Below are 24,501 nucleotides of genomic sequence, written 5' to 3' on the forward strand. Positions count from 1 at the left end.
AAGCTCGCCAGGACGTGTTCGACTACATCGAAATGTTCTACAACCCGAAACGCAAGCACGTCAGAAACGGGATGCTGTCGCCCGTCGAGTTCGAGAAGCAGCAGAGAACCTAACCCGAGGGTGTCTACAAAACTCGGGGCTATTCAGTCATTGATAAAAGCGGAGCCAATCTGGCTGGTGCGCAGGCTGTAAACAACATCCTGAAAATCACCGGTACAGGTAAAATGATCGAAATTCTTCAGGTCAAATATCTCAACAATATTCTTGAACAGGACCATCGCTTCATCAAGCGGATTACAAAACACACATTGGGCTTCAAGGCGTTTCACAGCGCTTCAGCAACAATTGCTGGCATCGAAGTGGCGCATATGATCCGCAAGAAGCAGTTCGCCAACAATAATCGCTCGCCATTCCAGCTCTTTGCGGAGCTCGCAGCATAAGTGCGTCCGGAGATACGGCCGCCTTTAATGTGATGAAAATTTTGCGACACAGCGGCTTCGTTATCTGATCTGACGAGAACGCATTCGAGTGAGTTTTCGGGATCGGCATTGATTTCCTGATGCGGCACATAGGGCGGCACGAAGATGAAATCGCCGGGTCCAGCTTCCGCGACATACTCCAAATGGTCGCCCCAGCGCATCCGTGCTTTGCCACGAATTACGAAAATGACACTTTCGAGTGGGCCGTGATGATGAACGCCGGTCTTGGCGTTCGGCTCAATGGCGACCGTGCCGGCCCAGATTTTCTGGGCAGCGACGCGGGCATGATTGATCGCCGCCTGTCGGAACATGCCTGGTGTCTGCGCTGTATTGGGGTCCAACTGATCGCCCTTGATAACCCTGATACCGTCGTGTTTCCAGCGCTCCGCGCCATCGTGGTGGTGATGTTCGTCCATCTTCCGTTTCTCCAATATGCTAATCACTCAGAAGCTGTACAGGCTATCATGAAAATGTTTGTGCTCATAAGTCGTTCTGACCAGCCGTCCGTGATTTCTTCAATGTAACGACGAGCCAATGGGAACGCATGGATGAGAAAACCGTCGCCGCTGATCTGATCGGCAACTTCGCCCATTCTGTCCGCGACCGAGGCCCGTGCCCCGACGAACTGAAGCATTCTTGTGGAGCGGCCAAGACACGCCTCGACCATATCGCATATGGGCATTGGCGGCGTAACGCCAGCACAGAAACTGAAAATGGCCAAGTGAATTCTACTGACGAGCCCCGTTAAAAACGGGGGATTACGGTAGCAATTCGAAATCGGTTAAATCAAAACGCATCATCACTGCCTCCAAATCAATGGAGACAGTGAACCATAAGCAGCTAAAACTGCAATAGAATATACGGGTATGTGACCTAACATAACGGGAGCATGCCAAGCTAATTGAGTCTATTCTAGGATCAGTTTTTTTCAGCTATGGCGCGATTAAAGCCTTCAATCACCTTGGAACGGTTGGCGTTGATTTCATTCCAATTTGGCAGAGAAAGGCTTTTTACACTACCATCTGCACCCCACGGCATTTTTTGCTTCGCATTGTCAGACAATTCAATGTCCTTCGTGGCTGGGCCAACGAAAATGCGCTCAGACATGCATTTTGCGGCTTCCTTGCCCACAGCAAAATCGATGAATTTCTCCGCTGCTTCTTTGCGTGGCGTGTTGGCAACAAGATGCAAACGGATGTCGCCACCGATTGCTCCCTCCTGAGGCACCACGAACTCGATTGGCAGGTTTTGGTCGCGCATCGCAAATACGGAGCTTGCATAATGTGCGCCAGCAATGACTTCCCCGCTCTGGAACAAGTTGGTCCCGGCACCGGCTGTGTCAAAATATGCAGCTACGCGCAATTTCTTGATGTCTTCCAGAACCGGGCCGATTTCGCTAAGTGGAGTGCCTTTGTGTTTGGCGAGTTCAGCCAGGAAAGGTACGCCCATCGCATTGGCCGGACTTGGGAAGGTCACAGCACCTTCATATTCCGCGTCCCACAGATCGCTCCAGGATTTAGGAGGCGTACTAACCTGATCCTTGTTAAAGGCCAGGCCAAGCGAATAGAAACCAGTGCTGAGAGCGAAAACCTTGCCATCAGCATCCTTATAGACGCCTTCCTCAACCAATCCGGCCACACCGGGGATTTTCTCTACGTCGATACTATCAAGTACACCTTGGGCGGCGGCTTGCTCGGAAACACCACCATCCAGCCATACCGCATCCAGAACGGGGGCATCCTTCTGTTGTAGCAATTTGCTCAGTGTAACGCCCGAGACGCCCGGTTCAGGCGTTACCTTAATACCTGTCGCTTCAATGAAGGGGTCAATGATACACGCCTGTAAGGCAGCACCCCATTCACCGCCATAAGTGGCAACGGTAATGGAAGACTGCGCCATTGCTGGCGCGCTTAGACAGCCAGCTGCAAGCGTGGCCATGACAATTTTTGCGAATTTTTGTTGCGTCATTCCGAAACTCCCCTTTTGTGTTGTATCATTCGGGAGGCATATTAAGTATTGTGAACACGGGAACAGCAAATTACAATTGATTTATCTGGGATAACTTCGAGTTATGAATGTCAGACAACTTGAAGCCTTCAAGGCCATAATGGAGCTTGGAAGTTTCACGCGCGCGGCCGAGAAGCTTCACCTCACCCAGCCAGCGGTCAGTAAACTGATCATGCTTCTCGAACATAAATGCGGGTTTCAATTATTCCACCGTCAAAAGAACGGCGTGATCCCCACAGCCGAAGGCGAAATGCTTTATTCCGAGGTGGAACGTGTCTTTTTGGGACTGGAATCCATCTCTGCCCGGGCGCGGGCGATCAAGCATTTCGATTTCGGCGAAATTGACCTTGCCGTATTTCCTTCGCTTGGCACCCGCGTATTGCCGCTGATTCTTGCCAGCTTTCTTGAAAACAAGCAGATCAAGCTCAATCTGACGAGTCGTAATTCATGGCTATTAGTGGATCGCGTCGCCACGCAAGGCATCGATGTTGGTTTCGGCATGGCCAGAACCGAGCGCCCCGGTGTGCAATTTTCCCACCTTTGTTCAATGCAAGCCGTGTGCGTTCTGCCCCCATGGCATCCTCTGGCAGAAAAGGACGCAATCTTCGTGCGCGACCTGGAGAATGAAAAATTCATATCTCTGGCCGAAGAAGACGGCGTTCAGGTGGCGATTGACCGCGCTTTCAGTGAATATGGGGTAAAACGTAATATCGTACTCAAATCACAGCTGTCAGAAAGTATCTGTTCGTTCGTTTCAGCAGGCCTTGGCGTTGCGATTGTCGATCCGATCAGTGCAGTCGGCTTCACCCGAGCCGAACTCATAGTCAAACCGTTTCTCCCTGTTATAAAACAGGATATTTGGGTGATAACCCCGAGTTTTCGCGAAGTATCGTTGGGGACGCAGGCCCTTATAAAGCACGTCAGAACCGCGCTTCCTGCCAAGATAAACGAGCTTACGGAAGCCATGGCTCCCGCTTCCAGGCCTTAGCTGGGCCCAGACATATCGAAAAGTTATGTGTGACTTATTATTAGAAATTTGATTTCCTTTGTCAGGCTGCGCATCCTTCATCAAACAGGAAATACTTCTTGTGCACTATGGAAGTACTCCCAATAATATTTTGATTGAATGGAAGTTTGTCATGGGAACGAGTAGAACTATTACAGTTCTAACGCCAACGGGTACGTTGGGCTATGGGTTCGGTGCTGAAGCACTTTCACGGGGAATGGAGCTGGGGCCTCAGGTCATCGCCGTTGATGCGGGCTCGACCGATCCGGGTCCTTCTTATCTCGGATCAAACGAACCTCTGGTGTCGGACTTCGGAATTCGCCGTGAACTGAAGCAATTGATCTCTGCAGGTCACAAGGCTGGCATTCCGGTTATCGTCGGCAGCGCCGGTGGGGCGGGTACTGGTGCACAAGTTGATCGCACGGTGGCTCTCGTACGCGACATTGTTGCCGAACTCGGGCTTCACATCAAATTGGCATGGATCTATTCCGATATTCCGATCGAACGTGCGAAAGCTGCTGTTCGCGCTGGCGAAATAGTTGACTTCGAAGTCGGCTCGCTCTTGACGGAAGAAATGCTCGATGGAACCTGTAACCTGGTTGCACAGATGGGGCATGAGCCTATCTGCCAAGCGCTTGAAGCCGGTGCCAATGTAATTATCGCTGGCCGAGCTTGCGATGACTCAGTTATCGCTTCATATCCGATCTGGCGCGGGGCTGATCCGGCGCTCGCCATTCACATGGGCAAGATTCTTGAATGCGGTGCTTTCTCGGCTGAACCATTTGCCATGGATGTAATGCTGGGTACGATCCATGACGAACACTTCGTTCTTGAGCCCGGCAGCATTAATCGCCGTGCGTCGGTGAAGTCGGTCGCCGCTCACTCCCTTTACGAACGCGAGAATCCATTCTCCCAAGGTGGCCCCGGCCATATTATGGATCTTTCCGACTGCGCGTTCGAGCAGATCAATGAGCGTCAGGTCAAAGTCACCGGCGCGAAAATTTCTGATACTGAGGATTATTATATCAAGCTCGAAGGTGCCCGTCTGGCCGGTTATCGCTCGATCTGCATCGCAGGTCTGCGCTGCCCGACACTGGCCGGTTCCATCGAACGCCTTCTGGAAGAAATACGCGTAAAGGCGCTCGACTATTTTGCCCCTGAAAAGCTGAATATCACTTTCCATCTTTATGGCCGCAATGCAGTCATGAAGGAGCTGGAACAATCGGCTCCTTCGGGTCACGAACTGGGTCTTCTGATTGATGTCGTTGCAGATAATCAGGAAATTGCACATGCTGTCTGTCACTATATCAGCGGCGGCCTGCTGCATTACCATTATCCGGAAGTCGTCAACCCGTCCGGCAATCTGGCCTTCCCTTATTCTCCCTCCGATCTCGACACCGGCCCACATTACGAGTTCAGTGCATATCACCTGATGAAGGTGGCGTCGCCAACCGAGCTCTTCCCCGTTCATTTCGAGGATTTATGAGATGACGAACCGCCCTCTGTATGAAATAGCCGATATTGTCCGCAGCAAAAATGCCGGCCCTTATCGCATTACATTTGATATTATCTTCACGGATAAAAAGCGTTACGAAGCCGTCCGCGATAGCGAGGCAATCACGCCTGAATCTGTTGCAGCCGCCTATGGCCTGGATATTTCGCAAATATCGTCTTTCTTTAAGATCGATCAGGCTATGGCGATGAAGATAACGATTAAGCGTCCAATCGCGCAGGGCGCTGCCGGTGATGGCGACATGTATGGTTGCCAACATCACGTCCCCCTGATGAATATTCCGGTACCAGTAACCAACATCAAGTGTGACAATGGCTAATTATATAGACGTCAGAAATCTTACCAAGCGCTACGCCGACTATGTCGCATTGAACGACGTGTCTATCGGAATCGCAGAGGGCGAGTTTCTGGCGCTTCTTGGGCCAAGCGGCTGCGGGAAGACCACGCTCCTGAGATCGATTGCCGGTTTCGTCGAGAACGTATCGGGCGAAATTTTCATTGACGGCAAATCGATGCGTAATCTGCCCCCTAATCGACGACCGGTAAACACCGTGTTCCAGAACTATGCGCTGTTTCCGCATATGACGGTTGCCGATAATGTCGCTTATGGTCCCCGCCGCAATGGTGCAAGTCGCAGTGCCGCTGCGGCTCTTGCTGAAGAAAGTCTCGCGACCGTTGGCATGCTGGATTTCATGAAGCGCTATCCGACGCAGCTTTCCGGCGGACAGCAGCAGCGCGTGGCGCTTGCGCGGGCGATTGCGAACCGTCCAAAAGTCCTGCTGCTTGACGAGCCACTCGGTGCACTCGATCTGAAACTGCGCAAGCAGATGCAGATCGAGTTGAAGGCGCTGCAAAACCAGCTCGGCATGACGTTCATCTTCGTTACCCACGATCAGGAAGAAGCATTGGTCATGGCCGACCGCATTGCGGTCATGGAGGCGGGCCGCATTGTTCAAATCGGATCCGGTGAAGCTATCTACCACAAGCCTTTAACGCGCTATGTCGCCGGCTTCATCGGCGACGCCAACCTTATTGATTGCCGCGTAAATAAAGACGGTGATTTGGAAACCGTCGATGGAAATATTGCATTCCCTATAAGCCACGATGCCGGGAATGGCGCTACCGTTACTTATCTGGTTCGCCCAGAAGCGATTACAGTCAGCACTGAAGCATCGCTATCGTCGGCGGATAGGGTAAGTTTGCAGGCCGTGATCAAGGATATTGTATTCGTTGGGAATGCGACACGCGTCTATGCGGAAGTGAAGGGACAAATCTTTACGTGCCAGTTCCCCTCCTCTCTGCAGACAACCAGCCTCAATAACGGTCAGCCAGTGCATATCAGCTGGCACCGCGACAGCGGACAGGTGTTATCACAATGAGAATAAAGAACCTCTGGGCCGTAATCCTCATAGCCATGCCACTGGCTTTTATGGCGGCATTTTTTCTGGTGCCGTTTCTGTTCAGCGTCGTGGCCAGCCTTCAGACCCCCGAAGGCGAATGGACGCTGGGCAACTACCAGAAAATAGTCGCGGATAGCTATTATCCCGGAATTTTCTATACGACGTTCAAACTATCCTTGATCGCCACCGTCGTATCCTTTTTCATTGCCTATCCAATCGCCTATTACATCGTGAACATGGTGAAATCACGTAATCTACGGCGGTTTTGCTATGTTCTCGTCATTATGCCGCTGTTTACGAGCAACATCGTCCGCTCTTTCGGCTGGCTGATCCTTCTAGGACGACAGGGGCTTGTAAATCAGGCCCTGGTTGCCCTGGGTCTGGCAGACAGGCCAATCGCAATCTTGTTTACAGAAACTGCGATCATCATCGGTCTGGCCTATATTCTGGTGCCGTTCATGGTGCTGACAATCGCAGCCGTTCTGCAAACCATTGACCGCTCACTCGTGGAAGCATCGCTTGATCTCGGCAGCAGCCGCCTTGCGACATTCTTCAACATCACCCTGCCATTGAGCCTGCCGGGTGTGATCGCGGGTTCGCTGATTGTCTTCACCCTTGCCGTCAGTGCCTATGTTGTCCCTGCGATTATGAGTGGCGGACGTATCATTGTGGCTGCGATGCCGATCTTCGACAACTATTCCACGCTGTTCAACTTCAACTTTGGCGCAGCGCTGGCCGTATCGCTCCTCATTGTAACCCTTATCCTCATCACGCTGTATCTGCTGTTTGTTGAACGCGGCAGCGCAAAAGCTGCGAGGCGGTCATGAGCATAATCGATCGTATCGCACGCTTGGGTGTCATCCTTCTGGCTTGGGCAGGTCTTATCTTCCTGACCCTCCCTCTTGTGATAATCATTGCAACTTCGTTCACCGAGACCCAGTTTCTTGCCTTCCCGCCAGTTGGCTTTACCTTGAAGTGGTATGGTGAGTTTCTTAAGGACACGTCCTATCTGGAATCGATCTGGACGAGCGTCGCCATCGCTGCACTCGCCACCGTTCTGGCGATCGTCATCGGTATTCTGGCCGCTTTGGTTGTCTCGCGCAGTGACATGAAGGGCAAACGGATCGTCAGTACGGTCTTCATCGCGCCGCTCATTCTCCCCACAATCGTCATTGGTGCCGCACTCCTGCAATATGCGAATGCCTTAGGATTTGCGCGCAGCTTCTTTGCATTGGTCGTTGGGCATACAGTTATCGTTGTGCCTTATGTACTGCGCACGGTGCTCGCTTCACTCGAGCGCTTTGACCAATCCCTTGAAGAAGCCAGCCATGATCTCGGCGGAACAGCAGTTTCGACCTTCTTTCTGATCACCCTTCCGATCATCAAGCCCGGCCTTGTTGCGGGCGCGCTTTTTGCCTTCATCATCTCTTGGATCAACGTCGAGCTGTCAATATTCAACGCGACCGCAGACTTGATGCCGATCCCGGTCAAGCTTTTCAACTACGTCCAATATGCGGTCGATCCAATGCTGGCAGCTGTCTCCGCCACAACGATCTATGTCGCGATCATTGCGGTCATTGTCCTCGACGTGTTCGTCGGCATCGACCGGGTGGCGGCATCACAGAAGTAATAAAATAAAGGGAAACTCAAAAAATGTCATTCGTTTCGGAAAACGCTGAAGGCACTTCAGCGCTGGGGGACATCCGTGTGCTTGAGCTCGGCTCCATGCTGGCCGGACCGTTTGTCGGTTCTTTGTTGGGCGACTTCGGCGCCCAGGTAATCAAGGTCGAAAAGCCCGGCAAGCCGGACGCCCTTCGCGAATGGCCACCGCACAAGGACGAGGTGCCTCTTTGGTGGAAATCCATGGCTCGCAACAAGCATGCTGTGACGCTGGATATTTCCCGTCCGCAAGCGCGCGATACGGCACTCAAGCTCATCGGCGGGAGCGATATAGTCATCGAAAACTTCCGTCCCGGCACGATGGAACGCTGGGGGCTTTCCCCACACGAGCTGCGCGAAGAATTTCCGCATATCATCTGGGTGCGCGTCAGCGGCTGGGGTCAGACCGGCCCCAAGTCCCTGGAAGGCGGCTATGCCACCATCGCTGAAGCTTTTTCCGGTCTTTCTTCTTTCACCGGTTACCCGGATAAGGGCCCGATGGTTTCAGCCTTTCCGATGGGCGATTATCTCGCAGGCGTTTTTGGGGCTTTTGGTGCTTTGGCAGCACTGCATAACCGCACCAAGACCAGTCAGGGTCAGATCATCGATGTGGCGCTTTACGAACCGATCCTGCGCATCATCGAGTCCCTTGTCGTGCGTTATGACCAGACAGGTCGCGGCAAGCCTCTTCTTGGCAACCAGATGGAAGAAGACGTTCCGCGCAATGTTTATGCTACGGCGGATGGCGGCGCGATTGCCATCAGTTGCGGGTCGCAAAGCATCTATGAAGGTCTCGCCAATGCCATGGAGCGTCCCGATCTCATCAGCGACCCGCGTTTCCTGACCATGGCATTGCGGGTTGAACATCGCGATGTCGTCGATGCGGAAGTAGCGGCCTGGATGAAAGCCCAAACTACGCAGCACGCTCTTCAAAAACTGCAAGAATTCCGCGTGGTTGCTGGCAAGGTCAATACAATCGAGGATGTTTTTACCGAGCCGCATATAGCTGCGCGTAAAGCCATTGAAACCATCGTTGACAGCCAGCTTGGCCCCATCCGTATGCCCGCCCCGACACCTAAACTGTCGGACACGCCTGGAAATATTCGCTGGGCCGGCCAGATGCCCGGCGACGCAAACGAAGAAATTTTCGGCAAGCTGCTTGGCATGAGCAACAACGAAATCGACGCACTTCGCGCACAGAAAATCATTTGAGGGACATATGAAGCGTGACAGCCAAATCGGCATCATAGGCTATGGTGCCACCGCATATGAGAAGAAGACTAGCCGTTCGCTGTTCTCCTTCCTATCCGAAGCGGGCCGAAAGGCTCTCGACTGTGCAGGCCTGACCTTTGCGGACATCGACGGTCTCGCAATCAGCTCGTTCGAGCTGCCGCCAGATAACACCGTCACCGCTGCCGAACAATTCGGCATGTCCATTTCCTGGGCCTATCTGGGAACCGCCGGTAGCGCTGGCCCGGTGGCCAGCATCATCAATGCCGTCCATGCTATCGAAAGCGGACAGGCAACGACCGTTCTTTGCATTGCTGGCGACAATTATGACGTCGGTGGTCATTTCAAGCTGATGGATAATTTCAGCCGCGGCTTACGCAATTACGGTACGCCGCTCGGTTTTGGCGGTGCAAACGGCCTGTTTGCAATCATCCAGCGCAAGCATATGGAAACATATGGCACCCGCATCGAAGATCTGGGCCGTATCTCGGTTGGGCAGCGCAAGAGTGCACAGCAGAATGAAGCTGCTCTGCTACGTGGTCCCATGACCATTGAAGACTACATCAACTCGCGCATTATTGCCGATCCTATCCGCCTTTATGATTGCGTGCTGCCTTGTGCGGGTGCGGAAGCTGTTATCGTGACTTCGCTCGACCGGGCCCCTGCCGGAAAGGGCGTGAGAGTGGTGACAGGCTATGAGCGCCACAATCATCCGCCGATGGAAATCGCCCCCCTCAAAGGTGGCTGGGAAACCTTTGCCAGCAAGCTTTATGCGGACGCCGGATATGGCCCCGAGGACATGGATTTCGTGCAGCTTTATGACGATTACCCTATCATGGCTGCAATCCAGTTTGAAGATCTCGGATTCTGCGCCAAGGGCGAAGTTAGTAAATTCCTCGCTGACAACACGTTTGATTGGGAAGGTTCCATGCCACTTAATACGGGCGGCGGACAGCTTTCTTGCGGACAGGCAGGCATTGCCGGTGGTTTGCTGAGCGTGACGGAAGCGGTTCGTCAGTTGCGTGGGGAAGGTGGTGGCCGTCAGGTCGCAAATGCCACTCGCGGGCTTGTCGCCGGTTACGGCATGGTCGGTTACGGCCATGGTCTTTCAGCAAGCAGTATCATTCTGGAGGCTACGCGATGAACCAGACATACGATTACCCCGTTCCATTTGAAGATGAAGACAACCGCGCATTTCTGACCGCATGGCGCGAAAAGGGTGAAATCCTGTTGCAGAAAGCGGCTGGTGGCGGCAAGCCGTTCTTCTATCCGCGACCTATCTGCCCTTATACGGGATCTGCAGATCTCGTTCCTCTTATTTCCAGCGGCAAGGGACGCATTGTGTCTTATTCGCTGGTGCTTCGCCCGAACCATCCCGCCTTCAACGATGAAGTACCGATCATCATGGCCGAAGTTGAATTGGAAGAAGGCGCGACCATGCTCGCGCGCATTATTTGCGATGATAGCGCGGAGATAGCCAGCGGCCTTGCCATTGAAACCCTGCCGCGCGATCAGGCGGCCCGCTATCCGCTTCCAACTTTCCGCCTTCAGAGGCAAGTCGATGCATAAAGGCATTCGCAGCTATAGTGATGCCGATGTTGCAGCGCGCCTTAACTGGTCTGCCTTGATAACAACAATGGAAGCTGCGTTCAAACGCGGCGCCGAAAGCCCCCCTCGTCCGCATTATGATATTTGTGTTCCCGGTGAGCCGAACGGCACATTGCTTTTAATGCCTGCCTGGGCCGAAGGCCACCACATTGGCCTCAAGACTGTTACGATATTTCCAGGTAATGCCGTTCGTTCAGAACCCAGCATTAATGCGCAGTATCTTTTGTTCAGTGCGGTAAACGGCAAGCTCGTTGCAATTCTGGAAGGCGGAGCACTGACAGCACGGCGCACCGCATCCGCATCTGCGTTAGCCTCAAGCTATCTCTCGCGCATCGATGCAAAACGCCTGCTCATTGTAGGCACGGGTCGACTGAGCACTAATCTTGCCGCAGCGCATGCATCAGTACGTGAGATTGACGATATTATCGTTTGGGGCAGAAATTTTACTAAGGCGAAAGCCATTGCCGATGAACTTATCACACAAGGCTTGCCGGGCAGAGCTTCTGACGATTTGGAAGTAGAGGCACGCGCCGCGGACATCATTTCGTGCTGCACATTATCGCGTAAACCGATCATCAAGGGCGCTTGGCTTAAGCCGGGATCGCACCTTGATCTGGTTGGCGCGTTCACACCGCAAATGGCGGAGGCGGATGACGAAGCGCTGCAACGCGGTTCGATATTCGTAGACACGGTTGAGGGTGCACTTCAGGAAGCAGGCGAATTGGTTCAAGCAATCAAACGTGGCGCAATAGAGCCAAAAGACGTCCAAGCCAGCTTGTTCGAATTGACCCGTAACGAGCATAAGGGTCGGCGCAACGATACGGAGATAACTATTTTCAAATCGGTTGGGTGTTCGCTCGAAGATCTAGCTGCGGCGGAGCTGTGTGTCTCTTGACTGGATAACCCATCCCAATGAAATTGCCGCCTGTTGATGGACCATTACCCGCCAACACCTCCGCAGCGTGGGGGATTCCGATTTTCTATGCAGTGGCGGTGTTGGCGCGCACATCTGTCATTGTGGTTATCCCAACTTTAGCCTTTCGTTATCTCGGGGAGGCGAGCCTTGTCAGTGCGATCTATTTCATCGCGAGCGTAGGTGGATTACTTACCAGCACGGTACTTCCGGCGGTTCTGAAGGCCATAGGTCCCTGGTGGTTAACGATTGGGGCCGGCTTAATGGGAGGCGTGTCCGGAATACTGTTTACAGTGCCTGGCAGTGTGCCGCTTACCCTCGGGCTGGCGAGCTATTTTCTGATGGTGCAGCTTTTTGAAACCGCCTCAAATATATATGCCCTGAACATGATACCCCGACGTTCTTTGGCTCGTTTTGAACCACGTCGCATAATGCTAGCAGGTGCTGCTTATGGCATTGGTCCGTTGATTGGTACATTTCTACTGCGACATGGTCCGGAGTGGTCTCCTTTTGCAATAAGCGCCGCTTGTGCATTTCTGGCACCATTCGTGTTGGTGTTCTTGGTCGATAATGTCCGAACCCCTATGATCATGCCTATTGCTTCAACAAAGCAAGAATTCGCTATTAAACAATTCCTGCGCCAACCGCGCTTACGCCTCGCCTGGGTTCTGGCGATTGGACGTGCGGCATGGTGGCAAGTATTTTTTGTCTACACACCAATACTTATCGTTGCAGCAGAATATGACCCATCATATACGGGAGCAATCGCTGGTATCGCATCTGGCCTGCTGCTACTTAGCCCAATTTGGGGGATGTTCATGCGGCGCATCGGATTGCGCCGCTATTTAACCCTCACATATGCGGTATGTGGCATTGCGACTGCTATTGTCGGTTTTGTTACTGAATGGTCATTCACATGGGCAATCATCGCTCTGATGTTTGCCGCGCTTGTAGCAAGTGGAATTGATAGCGCTGGCAACGCACCTTTCCTGCGTTCCGTCAAAAACCGGGACCGGCTACGCATGGTGCCAATCTACAATACATATCGCGAGATATCTCAAATCATTCCGGCAGCGATCTTCACGATTGTTCTGATGTTTCAAAGTGTGTCGCAGGTGTTTCTGTGGGTAGGCTTAGCGCTACTCATATTGTCATTTTACTGTAGGAATCTACCCCGCAGAACATAGTGCGACGTCCACAACCATCCCCTCCGAATGACACCGTCGCTCACCGCATTGGGGGGGAAGTTTACATGACTCAATTTTCAATGAAAATTATGCGCCTAACTGGCCGCTGTGTCGCAAAATTTTCATCACATTAAAGGCGGCCGTATCTCCGGACGCACTTATGCTGCGAGCTCCGCAAAGAGCTGGAATGGCGAGCGATTATTGTTGGCGAACTGCTTCTTGCGGATCATATGCGCCACTTCGATGCCAGCAATTGTTGCTGAAGCGCTGTGAAACGCCTTGAAGCCCAATGTGTGTTTTGTAATCCGCTTGATGAAGCGATGGTCCTGTTCAAGAATATTGTTGAGATATTTGACCTGAAGAATTTCGATCATTTTACCTGTACCGGTGATTTTCAGGATGTTGTTTACAGCCTGCGCACCAGCCAGATTGGCTCCGCTTTTATCAATGACAATCTTGTGCGGAATACCATTGCTTGCGATGGTTTTCATAAAGAAACGCCTTGCAGCGCCGAAATCTCGGCGCTCAGAGAGCATGAAATCAAGGGTTTGCCCCTCACGATCAACCGCTCGATACAAATACGTCCATTTCCCTTTGACCTTTATATAGGTCTCGTCAACACGCCATGAGCCAAGCGTTGTGCGTTTACGTTTTTGTGCCTGCGCAGCAATCTGCGGCGCGTAACGAACAACCCAACGGTTCAAGGTTGCATGGTCAACCTCGACACCACGTTCAGCCATAATCTCCTGCAGATCGCGATATGAAACTGAATAGCGGACATAGAAGAAAACGGCGTAAAGAATGACACTTTTCGGGAAGTGAGTACCTTTGAAATCCACCGCCATCCGCTTCCACCTCATTCAGTTAAATGCAACGATCCTGACATAGCTCAACAGAACTGAAAAATTTGCGACAAAACCCGATTGAATATCTACCTAATAGGCCAGTTCCAGCACTGACGAGCGAATACGCGAACGACGGGCAACCGGTCATTGAGCAGACCAGTAGCCCCCTACCCTATCGCCCTCAACAGCATGAGGAACCTTCGCAAGAAGCAAGCACAGCGAACTCCGCGCCAGTTCCTGAAGCCGCTGTCACGAAGCAAGCAAATATCAGAACGGTCAATCTGAGCGTCAAATTGCCAACAATGGGTCAAGACACGAAGACAGCAATTTCACCAGATGAAATCAATGATCGTCTTCAAGAGGTCGAAGCGCAGCTTAAACCAAGTGCAAAGCGATTATTGCAGGCTGTTAATGAGAAAGTCGAAGCCTCGGGCGCATCGCCTCGCAAGCGGAAAAGTTATCTCGACATATTCAACGCTACTGTCCCGGACCCGGAGGATGTTGGACTGATGAGCAATGTCACATTGCGAAAATAACCGCGGCGCGCAGGAGGCCGGCTGGTGTCTGCAAACCGCGCGAGAACTGTCGATGATGAGCTCATTTTTTGTGCCATTGCCGCGTAGAATGGATATTTGCAGGCCATGCTGGTGGAGAACTAAGGTTGACTTGTGACATGAGCCCTGCTTACTCGGTAGCGACGGACGATTGAAGGAATGGTTTGAATTTGTCTGAATTTACTCAACTATGTTGATTAAATGATGGCTCGTTCAAACTTGATAATGGTTTAAGACTCTTTTATTATACTCAGTATGGCTGAGCAAAACACCTCATTGTTAAACCGACTCGAGAGAGACCTGCCAGAAGGGTTGGTCGTGGATGCTGCCTGGCTGCAAGAGCGCGGCATCGCCAGTAACCTGCGCGCTTACTACGTTAAGAACGGCTGGCTCGAACAGCCGGTACGTAGCGTCTATAAAAAACCGCGCGGCACGCTGAGTTGGCAGCAAGTCATCATATCGCTCCAGACCCTGCTTTTACGAGCACCGCTCTATGTCGGCGGACGCACGGCGTTAGAATTACAGGGCTTTGCGCATTACCTCGCTCACGAGACCAGGATTGTTCATCTCTACGGATCGGAAAAGCCGCCTGCATGGCTGAACAAACTGCAACTGCCCCAGCGCTTTGTCTATCACAACAGCGCTACCTTGTTCCGCAATGAACCAATCACACAAGGGCTTGGCAGCTTCGCATGGGGGCAGTGGGACTGGCCTATGACGCTTTCGCAGCCTGAGCGAGCTTATCTCGAAATGCTCGATGAACTGCCGCGCCATGAGAGTTTCCATCAGGCCGATATGATTATGCAAAGTGCCGCAAATTTCAGCCCGAGGCGGCTGCAAAAACTGCTTCTGGATTGCGACAGCGTGAAGGTCAAACGTCTGTTCTTTTATTTCGCAGATCGTCATGGCCATGCGTGGCTCAAGCGACTGGACAAAACCACAATCGATCTCGGGAAGGGTAAGCGCATGCTTGTGCCCGGTGGCAAGCTTGATCCGGTCTATCACATCACCGTACCGAGGGACTTCGATGGCATTTCGTGATCAGTACCAGGGCCAAGTCAGGCTGCTTATGCGTCTGATTCCTATTGTGGCGCGCGAAACCTGTTTTGCTCTCAAGGGTGGAACCGCGATTAATCTCTTTATACGCAATCTGCCGCGCCTCTCCGTTGACATCGACCTCATGTATTTGCCCATCAACGACAGGCCGGAGGCGTTGGCGGACATTGACGCAGCCATGAAGCGGATCAAAACGTCAACTTTAGCGGAAGTACCCGGTGCTCGCGTCGCCGAAAACGTCCACGATAGCGCGATCTTGCGGCTTCTTGTCATGGCCGAGGGAACACAAGTGAAGATTGAAGTCTCCCCTGTCTTGCGCGGCGTAGTGCACGAGCCTTCTGTGATCCCTGTCACCGAGGCGGTCGAAGAGGTCTTCGGTTTTGCCGAAACCAGCGTCGTGTCCTTTGAAGACCTGTTTGCAGGAAAATTGGTTGCTGCGCTTGATCGCCAGCATCCACGTGATCTCTTCGATGTGCGCAGTCTGTTCGCCCATGAAGGGCTGAGCGACGAGTTGCGCGAAGTTTTTCTTGTTTATCTCCTCAGCCACAATCGTCCCATGGGCGAGGTGCTTTCGGGCCGGGTCAATGACCTCGCGAATGAATACCGCAATGGTTTCGAAGGCATGACCGAGGAGGTGGTTCACATTGAAGAACTGATCGAAGCGCAGCAGCAGATGATTGAGGAACTGATCGACGGTATGCCGGATGAGCACCGCGAATTTCTGATCGGATTCGAGCGTGGTGAACCGGATTGGTCCTTGCTGAAGATCGGCCATGTTGCAGAGCTTCCGGCAATCCGCTGGCGGCAGCGAAATCTCGACAAACTCAAACCTGTTCAGCGCTCCGCCCTGGTCGAATTGCTGCGATCTTCCCTTGATCGGCGTGCACAAAAATAGCTGTTCCGCAGCATAAACCTTAAATGCAGCCGGAGCTTTAAAGGCTGAGAATGCGCGCGGCCAGCTTTGTTTCAGGTATCGAAGCAGAGCGTCATCGACCTTGATTGTGGCCTGCAGCACTGGGCCAGTGCTGCAAAAAGGAACAACCCACTAATAGATTTTTTGTTGATCCCGTCTTTTGGAGAGACCGCAACGCTGATTTGTCGTCGGGCTAGCATCCAGAACGGTCCGCATTGCGCCTCATTTCGGTCATTAAACCCGAATCGGGAACTCCCAAAAGCAGACGCGCATCTTATAACCATTATAATAGTTAGGAGGAAATTTAAACCTGCTAGGCGCCCCAAATACCGATTGCCCGTTAAAGCACTCTGCAGCCGCCGAGCGTGCGCCTTAGCCTCAGGGGACGAGGAGCAGCGCAAAGATTAGAGTAGAAACGGCGGCGTTGTCTCAACAATATTCGCTGATTGGCAAGTTACCGGCCTAATGACGTGACGCATTTGCATGCAATATTTTGGTGATCAAATCGGGCGAGGTTCGGCTCTCATAATGGAAATAAATATACCCGTCTGCCAATCATCGATGTAACCTCTAAGAATAACGAATGCCCGACTTGAATTTTCAGGATATTGTTCAGCTCAACTGGATTGTTGCCGTTCGGCTTCTCCTGCGGCCCCCCTTGATGGGCTGTTCGCCAATAACTGACTTTTTGTCGGTGACGTCGCAATCGTCTGACGTTCCGACTCGAAGGGAATGTCGTCTGCACGGTGGCGAAGAGGAACGATTGATAGCGATGCTTCGCTCTCGGCGACGCGTTCCTCGATCGCCAAGAATCAGATCCTGCAGTGACCAGGCGGACACTCGCTGTGGTATCGTAGCGAGCCGACCAGATTTTGTAAATTCAGCGGCACACGTCTGAACATCCGCGGACAGTGGCTACGCGGGGCAGATCGTGAACCGCATATTTTTGGAGGTGCACGTCACAAACTGCCTTTGTGGATCGTCATAGGGATGTAACGCTCACTATAGGATACGACTATGACGAATAAGCCCGTAAATCATTACAAGACTGTGCCCAATGTCTTCGTTGCGCTGGAAAAAGTGCACGTTGCTATCGATGAACATGGTCTGGACCGGATGTTACACCATCTCGTCCAGCTCCGTGCATCCCAGCTTAACGGCTGTGCTTATTGCGTGAAGATGCACACGAAGGAAGCCAGAGACGACGGCGAGACCAATGAACGGCTTGATCGCTTGGTGGTTTGGGATCATGTGAGCGACTTTTCCGCCAAGGAACGCGCCGCTCTTGCATGGACGGAAGCGCTGACCCAGATCGAGCGCAAGACCGACTATGGCGCGCTGCGCGCCGAACTGCGCGCGCACTTCAGCGATGCCGAGATCAGCGCGCTCACGACCACTGTTGCGATGATCAATCTGTGGAATCGCATTCAAGTGTCTGCGCACTGACATGGGGGGCGACGCAGACATTTTCGAGACCCGGCGGCCGTTTCTGACTGGTTTGGCTTACCGTATTCTCGGCTCATTCGCGGAAGCGGAAGATGCTGTTCAGGACACATGGCTGAAGTGGCGAAGCGCTGAGCACGGGGCTGTTTCCGATCCCGCGGCTTGGCTGACCACCGCCTGTACGCGCCGTTGCATCGATATGCTGCGCTCGGCGCGCCGCACGCGGATTGACTATGTAGGCGCGTGGCTGCCGGAGCCGATCCAGACGATGACCGAGGAAACGCCGGAAAGCGTAGTGGAACTGTGCGCATCACTCTCTCTCGCCTTCCTGCTCATGCTGGAGCGTCTCGCCCCAAAGGAACGGGCGGCTTTTCTCCTGCGCGAGATCTTCGACCAGTCCTACGAGGATGTCGCCGCTACGCTAGGCGTCCGGGAGGCGGCCTGCCGCAAGCTGGTTTCACGCGCGCGCAGTCGTGTCGGGCGTGCAGAACCGGGTGCGACCGTGCCAAAGGAGCGACAGGACGAACTGCTCGCAGCTTTTCAGACAGCGGTCACGACTGGAATGACCACAGAACTCGCGGCGCTGATGGCAGAGGACATCGAGCTTCGGGCCGATGGCGGCGGCAAGGCCCCAACCTTGCTCATGCCCCTGTTCGGCAAGACGGACGTGCTCAATTTCCTGGGCGAAGCCCTTCATGGCTACTGGCAGGGTTACAGATGGCAGCCCGCCGACATCAACAGTAACCGTGGAGCGCTTGTCTTCGACGGTGCGAACATCGCCGCATCTGTCAGCCTCGCCTGCGACGCACGAGGTTCACTGAAAGGCGTCTACATCATGCGCAATCCCGACAAACTCGCGCGTCTCGGCGACGCAGAAAAGACTCTTCAATGACGAGGACGGACACGATTTCAACCGCGCCAGGCTGGGGCGATCTGCTTTCCGGCGGCAACCTGATCCGCTCCCTCGCGTTGAGCGGCGGGGTCGCCCTTCATGCGGTCAACCTCTACATTTCGACAACGATCCTGCCGTCCATCGTCCGCGAGATCGGCGGATTGGACTACTACGCCTGGAACACGACGCTGTTTGTCATCGCGTCGATCCTAGGCGCAGCGCTATCCTCTCCGCTCCTTGTCCGCGGAGGGCCGAGGGGCAGCTATCTCGTGGCCACGGTCATCTTTATTGGCGGTACGCTGGTATGCGCCACTGCCAGCACGATGGAAATCATGCTGGTCGGGCGGTTCATCCAGGGCTTCGGTGGCGGCGTATTGCTGGCGCTGGCCTATGCCATGGTCCGCCGGGTTTTCGCGGAACCGCTGTGGCCCCGCGCATTGGCGCTTCTGTCCAGCATGTGGGGCATTGCAACCCTTCTCGGTCCAGCGGTCGGTGGAATCTTCGCCGAGATCGGCCTGTGGCGCGGCGCATTCTTCTTCCTGGTTCCGCTTGCGGGGATCGTTGCTCTCGCGGCAGTCCTCGTCCTACCGGCACGCGAGGAGGGATCGGGTGAGATGGAGCCGCTGCCTGTCGTGCAGCTTGCTCTGCTGACGCTCGCCGTCTTTGCCGCGTCCTGGGGCGGCGTCGGCGCCGGGATATCGTCAACGGCTGGCGCAATGACGGTGGCTCTGGTTCTGGTCGCACTTATGGTCGTGGCCGAGCGTCGGGCGAAGCACAGACTGCTCCCGGCCGGCACGCTCACACTACCCACAGCGCTCGGCAGCCTCTACGCTGCGTCCGCGCTTCTGGCTGTCACGGTCACCTGCACCGAGATCTTCCTGCCGCTCTTCCTGCAGGAGTTGCATGGCAGCTCGCCTCTTCAAGCCGGCTACATCGCCGCCGTTATGTCAGCGGGTTGGACTGCGGCGGCAATCTATGGGTCCGGGCTTCAGGGTAATCGCCGCATCAGGGCGGTGCACGCAGGGCCGGTTCTATCTCTTGTCTCCATGGGTGTGCTCGGTGTCGTCATACCCTGGCCGAGTGTGGACAGCGATTGGCTTCCGCTCACCCTCATCTGTGCAGCTCTGGTGATCGGCGGAGTAGGCGTCGGCCTTTCCTATCCGCATCTGTCGACTGCTGTGCTGCAGGTGGCGCCAGAGGGCGAGGAAGACAATGCGGCCTCTTCCATCATGACGGTGCAGCTTTGCGCCACGGCATTCGGAGCGGCCTTCGCGGGACTGGTGGTCAATCTTGCGGGGGCGAGCGGCGATGGTGACGGCATGGACACGGCCAATGCGGCCAGGTGGCTCTGCATCGCCATGGCGGTGGCTCCGGCGCTCTGCCTTGTCGTCATGAATAGTGCGTCGTTCAGGCAGGCAACTGACAGGTGTCGGTAAGACCTGCTGGAGAACGCGCCTGTGCGCACGTGAGTTGCGAAAACGTTCCAACAACTCATTTGAAGCGCGTTCAAGCAACCAGGGAGACATGTCTATGCAGTTGGAAGAAGTGGCTTTCCTGAAGCCAAATACAGACCTGCTCAATCGCCTGCTGCCGGTCGCACGAGGCGTATTTACCGACACTTTCTCGCAGCGCTACGAGCCAGCCGCGTTCGAGCGTTTTTGTGAGGAAGTGTATCGTCCCGGCGGAACTATGTCGCGGGACTTCAACGCGCCTGGCGTGCGCTGGCTGGTGGGGGTGGCCGCAGGTCAGCCGATCGGCTATGCGAAACTGACCCCGCTCCGCGCGCCGGCCGTTAATCCGGATCCGACAGCGTTGGAGCTGCAGCAACTTTACGTCGTGCGGCAGTGGCATGGTACCGGCGTTGCTGATCGCCTCACGAGTTGGGCTCTCGAAACCGCAGCTACCGAGAATGCACGCGAAGTTTACCTGACGGTCTTTGATCACAACGAGCGTGCCAAGCGATTCTACGCTCGTTACGGCTTTGAAGAGGTAGGACGATGCACGTTTCCGCTCGGCGATCGTGTGGACGACGATCGAATTTGGCGTGTGCGCTTGCCCCGATAGCCTATCGGGTTGCTGTGTCCTTAAAGTCTCTTTGAACGACCGCTAAGTGGGAGCGATAGCCGTGCCCCCCTGCTCAGCATGGAGAGTTAGTCAGATGGCATTTACTCAACCAATCAAGGATGTTGCCGCGTTGACCGACTTCGGGCGGCAGCAGCTTTCCGAACATTTCTTTATGCGCGAGATGTTGTATTCGGAGGTCGGTAATTTTTACGGAATTCCGAATGTTCCCGACGATCCTGAGCTTGCCTTGCAGGTGGGGCGTGCGGTCGCAACGCTGCTGCTGGAGCCGCTAAAACGCGCGTTCGGCCATGTGTCGGTGCGCAGCGGTTACCGCTCTCCAACCCTGAATGCCTTCTGTAACGAAAGTTTTCGAGCGGGAGACACCGCCTGCTGGTGTACAGTCAATGATCTGAATGCTGCACGCCACATTTGGGACCGGCACGACAGCGATGGGCATCTTGGCGGAACCGTAACCGTTTTCATCCCGGCCTATCTCGAATTTTACAGGAAAACCGAAGACTACCGACCTCTCGCGTGGTGGATTCGCGATCACATAGACGACTATGCCGAGCTGTTCTTCTTTAAGAACCTCTGCGCGTTCAACATCCGTTGGTATGAAGGGGCTTCGGACAAGGCGATCTGGCATCTCGATCCGCCAACGCGCACTATACTGACCAAACGGGGTATCGACGGGTTTGATGGAGACCACAGTCGGTTCTACCGCTCAATCCTCGACACGCGTGAATAGGAACACTTTCGTATCATTGCGTATCGTTGTCAGGGGAGCGGATCAGCGTGCGCTGTATGCGCTACCTGTTTTCCCGACTGGTGCAGAAGTTCGATTATTACGAATCGCGTAATAATGAAGTGCCAACTTTGGGCGTTCTGTCTGAATATCGTCCGTAGCACCCTGCGACTGCGGATCGGGAATGGACCCGGACGACACTCGCAGGAGCGCAGAATGAAGCTTTATCACCATCCGCTGTCAGGCCATTCTCACCGGGCACGGCTCTTCCTTTCGCTGCTCGGCCTGTCTCATGACCTGGTCGAAGTCGATCTCAAGTCGGGCGCACACAAGAAGACGGACTTCCTCGAAATGAACCCGTTCGGCCAAGTCCCCGTCCTTGATGACGATGGTGTCTTCATTTCCGATTCCAACGCGATCCTGGTCTATCTTGCGAGGAAGGCCGCCCGCACCGATTGGCTGCCGGAAGATGCGAAGGGTGCCGCCGCCGTCCAGCGCTGGCTGTCGGTTGCCGCCGGCGAAATCGCCTATGGCCCGGCCGCCGCGCGACTGATCACGGTCTTCGGCGCCAAGTTCAATCCGGAAGAAGTCATCAATCGCGCGCACACGGTACTGGGCAGAATGGAAAGCCAGCTCACCGGTCGCGACTGGCTGGTTGGCGACCGCCCGACGATCGCAGACGTCGCCATCTACAGCTATGTGGCACGCGCTCCCGAAGGAAACGTCGATCTTTCGGACTACCCGGCCGTCGGCGCCTTCCTCCGCCGTGTGGAAGCGCTGCCGGGTTTTGTGGATTTCGTCCGCATGCCGGTCGGCCTCGCAGCAGCCTGAACGCGATCGGAGCGCGCCTGCCCGCGCGCTCTGCCACTCCTGGAGGGCGGGACATGCGCGACAAGACACTGCCGACATGGCACGAAGGCGAAAGGCTCCTTCAGGAGAAGGTGGGCGTCGTCGAACGCATGGCCGACGTTGGGCAGCGCGTCGTCCGCGACTACATGCCCGACCAGCATCGCGACTTCTACGCCCATCTCCCCTTGATCGTGCTCGGCAGCGTCGATTCCGGGGATGACGCATGGGCGACCTTCGTCGAGGGCCGTCCCGGCTTCATGTCCTCTCCTTCGCCGGCCGTGCTCGACATTGCGGCGCCGACGGACGCAACCGACCCTGCCAGCGGGGGCATCGCGGACGGCAAGCCGGTCGGTCTGCTCGGCATCGAAATGCATACCCGTCGGCGCAATCGCATGAACGGGTTCGTTTCCGCGATGGAGGACGGCTTTCGCGTCAATGTCGACCAGAGCTTCGGAAACTGTCCACGCTATATCCAACTGCGTGATTTCGCATTCACTCGCGAACCCGGGCAGGCATTCTCGGGCACCATAGAGAACCTTCCCGAATTCGACGGCCCGGCCCGTGCCATGATCAGAAGCGCCGACGCCTTCTTCGTCGCATCCTATGTCGACCGCGAAGACAGGCGGCAGGTGGATGTCTCCCATCGTGGCGGAAATGCCGGTTTCGTCCGTGTCGGGGATGACGGGACGCTGACGATCCCGGACTTCGACGGCAACCTGTTCTTCGCCACGCTCGGCAACATCCTGCTGAACGGCAAGGCGGGGCTGCTTTTCGTGGACTTCACGACAGGCGATATGCTGCAAACGACCGGTGACGCCGAGGTCATTCTGGACTCCCCCGAGATCGCTGCCTTTCAGGGGGCCGAACGACTCTGGGCGTTCAAGCCCCGGCGGATCGTCCGCCGCGCCAATGCCCTGGCTCTGCGTTGGGGCTTCCAAAAGGACGGTTGGTCCCCAAGTACCCTGATGACGGGCAACTGGGCGCAGGCTGCCGACCGGCTGCGCGCGGCTGAACTTGCCAGACAGTGGCGCCCGCTGACTGTTACCAGGATCGTCAAGGAAAGCGAAACGATCCGCTCGTTCCACCTGCAGCCAGGCGATGACGCGGGACTTCTGCCGCATGCCGCCGGGCAACACCTGCCGATTCGCGTGACGCCGCCAGGCCGCGAAAAGCCCGTGATCCGCACCTACTCGCTTTCCGTCGCGCCCTCGGACGGCATCTACCGCATAAGTGTCAAGCGGAACGGACTGGTATCGCAGTTTCTGCATGACAGCGTTGCCGTCGGCGACATAATCGAGGCGCGAGCACCCGCCGGCGGCTTCACCATCGACGCCGGGGCGACACGCCCGGCCGTGCTCGTTGCCGGCGGCGTCGGGATTACGCCACTGCTCGCGATGCTCCGTCACATTGTCTACGAAGGGCTTCGCACGCAGCGCGTTCGTCCCGTCACGCTGTTCCATGCCGCGCGTTCAAAGGCCGAGCGTCCCTTCGAAAAGGAAATAGCCGAACTTGCCGACGCGACGAAAGGCGTGATGCGCGTTGTTCGGGTCCTGAGCGACACCGACGGCGCCGAAATGGGCATCGACTACGATACCGTCGGCAGGATCGACATGGCGCTGCTGACCCGCCACTTGCCGTTCAACGACTACGACTTCTATCTCTGCGGCCCGCCGCAGTTCACCCAGGCGCTTTACGACGGGCTTCGGGGCTACAATATCGCCGAAGACCGCATTCATGCCGAGGCGTTCGGCCCCTCGTCGCTGAAGCGAAACACTGTCGCGGCCGCGACTGCGCCGGTTCCGGCCCGTGCACCGCCGTCCACCCGACCTGTGCCTGTCGTGTTCACGAACTCGCTGAAGGAGGCGCGCTGGGCGCCTGATTCCGGCACGCTGCTGGAACTGGCGGAAGCGCGCGGCCTCGAACCCGAGTTCAGTTGCCGCACGGGAACCTGCGGCACATGCCGCACCAAGCTGATCAAGGGTACGGTGACCTATGTGAAGGAGCCGACCGCCACGATCGACGAAGACGAGATCCTGCTTTGCTGCGCCGTCCCTGCAGACGAGGTTCGCGGCGGTATCCAGTTGGCGGTCTGAAGGCGGGGATTACTGCGTCACGCGCAATAGCGCCTTCCTCGTTTT

The 24,501-nt window shown here is 55.1% G+C and carries 24 protein-coding genes and 2 pseudogenes; 23 read left to right on the plus strand and 3 right to left on the minus strand.

Annotation, left to right across the window (positions count from 1 at the left end):
• Together FJQ48_RS18010 and FJQ48_RS18015 are read left to right on the plus strand one after the other, a co-directional pair.
• Nucleotides 1-113: IS3 family transposase (locus FJQ48_RS18010; RefSeq protein ID WP_139973699.1), on the plus strand; the 113-nt coding region annotated here is incomplete at its 5' end.
• Nucleotides 114-146: 33 nt separating this feature from the next.
• Nucleotides 147-440: pseudogene (locus FJQ48_RS18015) on the plus strand (DDE-type integrase/transposase/recombinase); the annotation flags it as partial.
• 47 nt (nt 441-487) lie between these two features.
• Here the strand turns inward: FJQ48_RS18015 and FJQ48_RS18020 are convergent.
• Nucleotides 488-895, minus strand: a pseudogene (locus FJQ48_RS18020) (cupin domain-containing protein); the annotation flags it as partial.
• Nucleotides 896-1,397: 502 nt separating this feature from the next.
• Complete coding sequence (locus FJQ48_RS18025) at nt 1,398-2,447, minus strand: ABC transporter substrate-binding protein (RefSeq protein WP_139976347.1); 1,050 nt, start codon at nt 2,445-2,447, stop codon at nt 1,398-1,400.
• 103 nt (nt 2,448-2,550) lie between these two features.
• Here FJQ48_RS18025 and FJQ48_RS18030 point away from each other — a divergent pair, with 103 nt between their 5' ends.
• The 11 genes from FJQ48_RS18030 (at nt 2,551) to FJQ48_RS18080 (ending at nt 13,002) form a co-directional block, all read left to right on the plus strand.
• On the plus strand, nt 2,551-3,474 hold the full coding sequence (locus tag FJQ48_RS18030) for a LysR substrate-binding domain-containing protein (protein ID WP_139976348.1): 924 nt from the start codon (nt 2,551-2,553) through the stop codon (nt 3,472-3,474).
• Between the two features lie 151 nt (nt 3,475-3,625).
• Nucleotides 3,626-4,978 (plus strand): acyclic terpene utilization AtuA family protein, encoded by a 1,353-nt coding sequence (locus FJQ48_RS18035; RefSeq protein WP_139976349.1) that lies wholly within the window; start codon nt 3,626-3,628, stop codon nt 4,976-4,978.
• Nucleotide 4,979: 1 nt separating this feature from the next.
• Nucleotides 4,980-5,324: a DUF4387 domain-containing protein gene (locus FJQ48_RS18040; protein ID WP_139976350.1), complete on the plus strand. Its 345-nt coding sequence runs from the start codon at nt 4,980-4,982 to the stop codon at nt 5,322-5,324.
• Nucleotides 5,317-6,384, plus strand: a complete 1,068-nt coding sequence (locus tag FJQ48_RS18045; protein ID WP_139976351.1) for an ABC transporter ATP-binding protein — start codon at nt 5,317-5,319, stop codon at nt 6,382-6,384. Before FJQ48_RS18040 ends, FJQ48_RS18045 begins: the two co-directional genes overlap by 8 nt.
• Nucleotides 6,381-7,232 carry an ABC transporter permease gene (locus tag FJQ48_RS18050; protein ID WP_139976352.1) on the plus strand — a complete coding sequence of 284 codons (852 nt, stop codon included), beginning with the start codon at nt 6,381-6,383 and terminating at the stop codon, nt 7,230-7,232. Before FJQ48_RS18045 ends, FJQ48_RS18050 begins: the two co-directional genes overlap by 4 nt.
• Nucleotides 7,229-8,035: an ABC transporter permease gene (locus FJQ48_RS18055; protein ID WP_139976353.1), complete on the plus strand. Its 807-nt coding sequence runs from the start codon at nt 7,229-7,231 to the stop codon at nt 8,033-8,035. The genes FJQ48_RS18050 and FJQ48_RS18055 overlap by 4 nt, the downstream gene beginning before the upstream one ends.
• A gap of 23 nt (nt 8,036-8,058) precedes the next feature.
• Nucleotides 8,059-9,276: a CaiB/BaiF CoA-transferase family protein gene (locus FJQ48_RS18060; RefSeq protein ID WP_139976354.1), complete on the plus strand. Its 1,218-nt coding sequence runs from the start codon at nt 8,059-8,061 to the stop codon at nt 9,274-9,276.
• Between the two features lie 7 nt (nt 9,277-9,283).
• Nucleotides 9,284-10,438 carry a thiolase family protein gene (locus tag FJQ48_RS18065; RefSeq protein WP_139976355.1) on the plus strand — a complete coding sequence of 385 codons (1,155 nt, stop codon included), beginning with the start codon at nt 9,284-9,286 and terminating at the stop codon, nt 10,436-10,438.
• Nucleotides 10,435-10,863, plus strand: coding sequence for an OB-fold domain-containing protein (locus FJQ48_RS18070; protein ID WP_139976356.1), 429 nt, complete (start codon nt 10,435-10,437; stop codon nt 10,861-10,863). The genes FJQ48_RS18065 and FJQ48_RS18070 overlap by 4 nt, the downstream gene beginning before the upstream one ends.
• The gene (locus FJQ48_RS18075) at nt 10,856-11,797 is read left to right on the plus strand and encodes an ornithine cyclodeaminase family protein (RefSeq protein ID WP_139976357.1); all 942 of its coding nucleotides are present in this window, start codon (nt 10,856-10,858) and stop codon (nt 11,795-11,797) included. Before FJQ48_RS18070 ends, FJQ48_RS18075 begins: the two co-directional genes overlap by 8 nt.
• Nucleotides 11,798-11,814: 17 nt before the next feature.
• The gene (locus FJQ48_RS18080) at nt 11,815-13,002 is read left to right on the plus strand and encodes an MFS transporter (protein ID WP_139976358.1); all 1,188 of its coding nucleotides are present in this window, start codon (nt 11,815-11,817) and stop codon (nt 13,000-13,002) included.
• 158 nt (nt 13,003-13,160) lie between these two features.
• Here FJQ48_RS18080 and FJQ48_RS18085 read toward each other — a convergent pair whose 3' ends face one another.
• Entirely contained in the window at nt 13,161-13,847 is a 687-nt protein-coding gene (locus tag FJQ48_RS18085) for an IS6 family transposase (RefSeq protein ID WP_139976359.1), read from the minus strand.
• Between the two features lie 62 nt (nt 13,848-13,909).
• On the opposite strand from FJQ48_RS18085, the gene FJQ48_RS18090 reads away from it, so the two are divergent.
• From FJQ48_RS18090 to FJQ48_RS18135, 10 genes are all read left to right on the plus strand, one after another.
• A complete protein-coding gene (locus FJQ48_RS18090) occupies nt 13,910-14,383 on the plus strand; it encodes a hypothetical protein (protein WP_180350244.1) in 474 nt (157 codons plus the stop codon).
• 273 nt (nt 14,384-14,656) lie between these two features.
• A complete protein-coding gene (locus tag FJQ48_RS18095; protein WP_139976360.1) occupies nt 14,657-15,442 on the plus strand; it encodes a type IV toxin-antitoxin system AbiEi family antitoxin domain-containing protein in 786 nt (261 codons plus the stop codon).
• The gene (locus tag FJQ48_RS18100) at nt 15,429-16,352 is read left to right on the plus strand and encodes a nucleotidyl transferase AbiEii/AbiGii toxin family protein (RefSeq protein ID WP_139976361.1); all 924 of its coding nucleotides are present in this window, start codon (nt 15,429-15,431) and stop codon (nt 16,350-16,352) included. The genes FJQ48_RS18095 and FJQ48_RS18100 overlap by 14 nt, the downstream gene beginning before the upstream one ends.
• Nucleotides 16,353-17,387: 1,035 nt before the next feature.
• Nucleotides 17,388-17,816 (plus strand): carboxymuconolactone decarboxylase family protein, encoded by a 429-nt coding sequence (locus FJQ48_RS18105; protein ID WP_109989429.1) that lies wholly within the window; start codon nt 17,388-17,390, stop codon nt 17,814-17,816.
• A gap of 1 nt (nt 17,817) precedes the next feature.
• On the plus strand, nt 17,818-18,705 hold the full coding sequence (gene sigJ / locus FJQ48_RS18110) for an RNA polymerase sigma factor SigJ (protein WP_139976362.1): 888 nt from the start codon (nt 17,818-17,820) through the stop codon (nt 18,703-18,705).
• Nucleotides 18,702-20,141 carry an MFS transporter gene (locus FJQ48_RS18115; protein ID WP_125270197.1) on the plus strand — a complete coding sequence of 480 codons (1,440 nt, stop codon included), beginning with the start codon at nt 18,702-18,704 and terminating at the stop codon, nt 20,139-20,141. The genes sigJ and FJQ48_RS18115 overlap by 4 nt, the downstream gene beginning before the upstream one ends.
• Nucleotides 20,142-20,235: 94 nt before the next feature.
• The gene (locus FJQ48_RS18120; protein WP_139976363.1) at nt 20,236-20,769 is read left to right on the plus strand and encodes a GNAT family N-acetyltransferase; all 534 of its coding nucleotides are present in this window, start codon (nt 20,236-20,238) and stop codon (nt 20,767-20,769) included.
• Nucleotides 20,770-20,863: 94 nt separating this feature from the next.
• Entirely contained in the window at nt 20,864-21,517 is a 654-nt protein-coding gene (locus FJQ48_RS18125) for a hypothetical protein (RefSeq protein WP_139976364.1), read from the plus strand.
• 213 nt (nt 21,518-21,730) lie between these two features.
• Nucleotides 21,731-22,345: a glutathione S-transferase gene (locus tag FJQ48_RS18130; RefSeq protein WP_139976365.1), complete on the plus strand. Its 615-nt coding sequence runs from the start codon at nt 21,731-21,733 to the stop codon at nt 22,343-22,345.
• 53 nt (nt 22,346-22,398) lie between these two features.
• Entirely contained in the window at nt 22,399-24,456 is a 2,058-nt protein-coding gene (locus FJQ48_RS18135; protein WP_139976366.1) for a pyridoxamine 5'-phosphate oxidase family protein, read from the plus strand.
• The last annotated feature ends 45 nt before the right edge of the window (nt 24,457-24,501 follow it).

Source organism: Ochrobactrum sp. CGA5 (assembly GCF_006345815.1).
GTDB lineage: Bacteria > Pseudomonadota > Alphaproteobacteria > Rhizobiales > Rhizobiaceae > Brucella.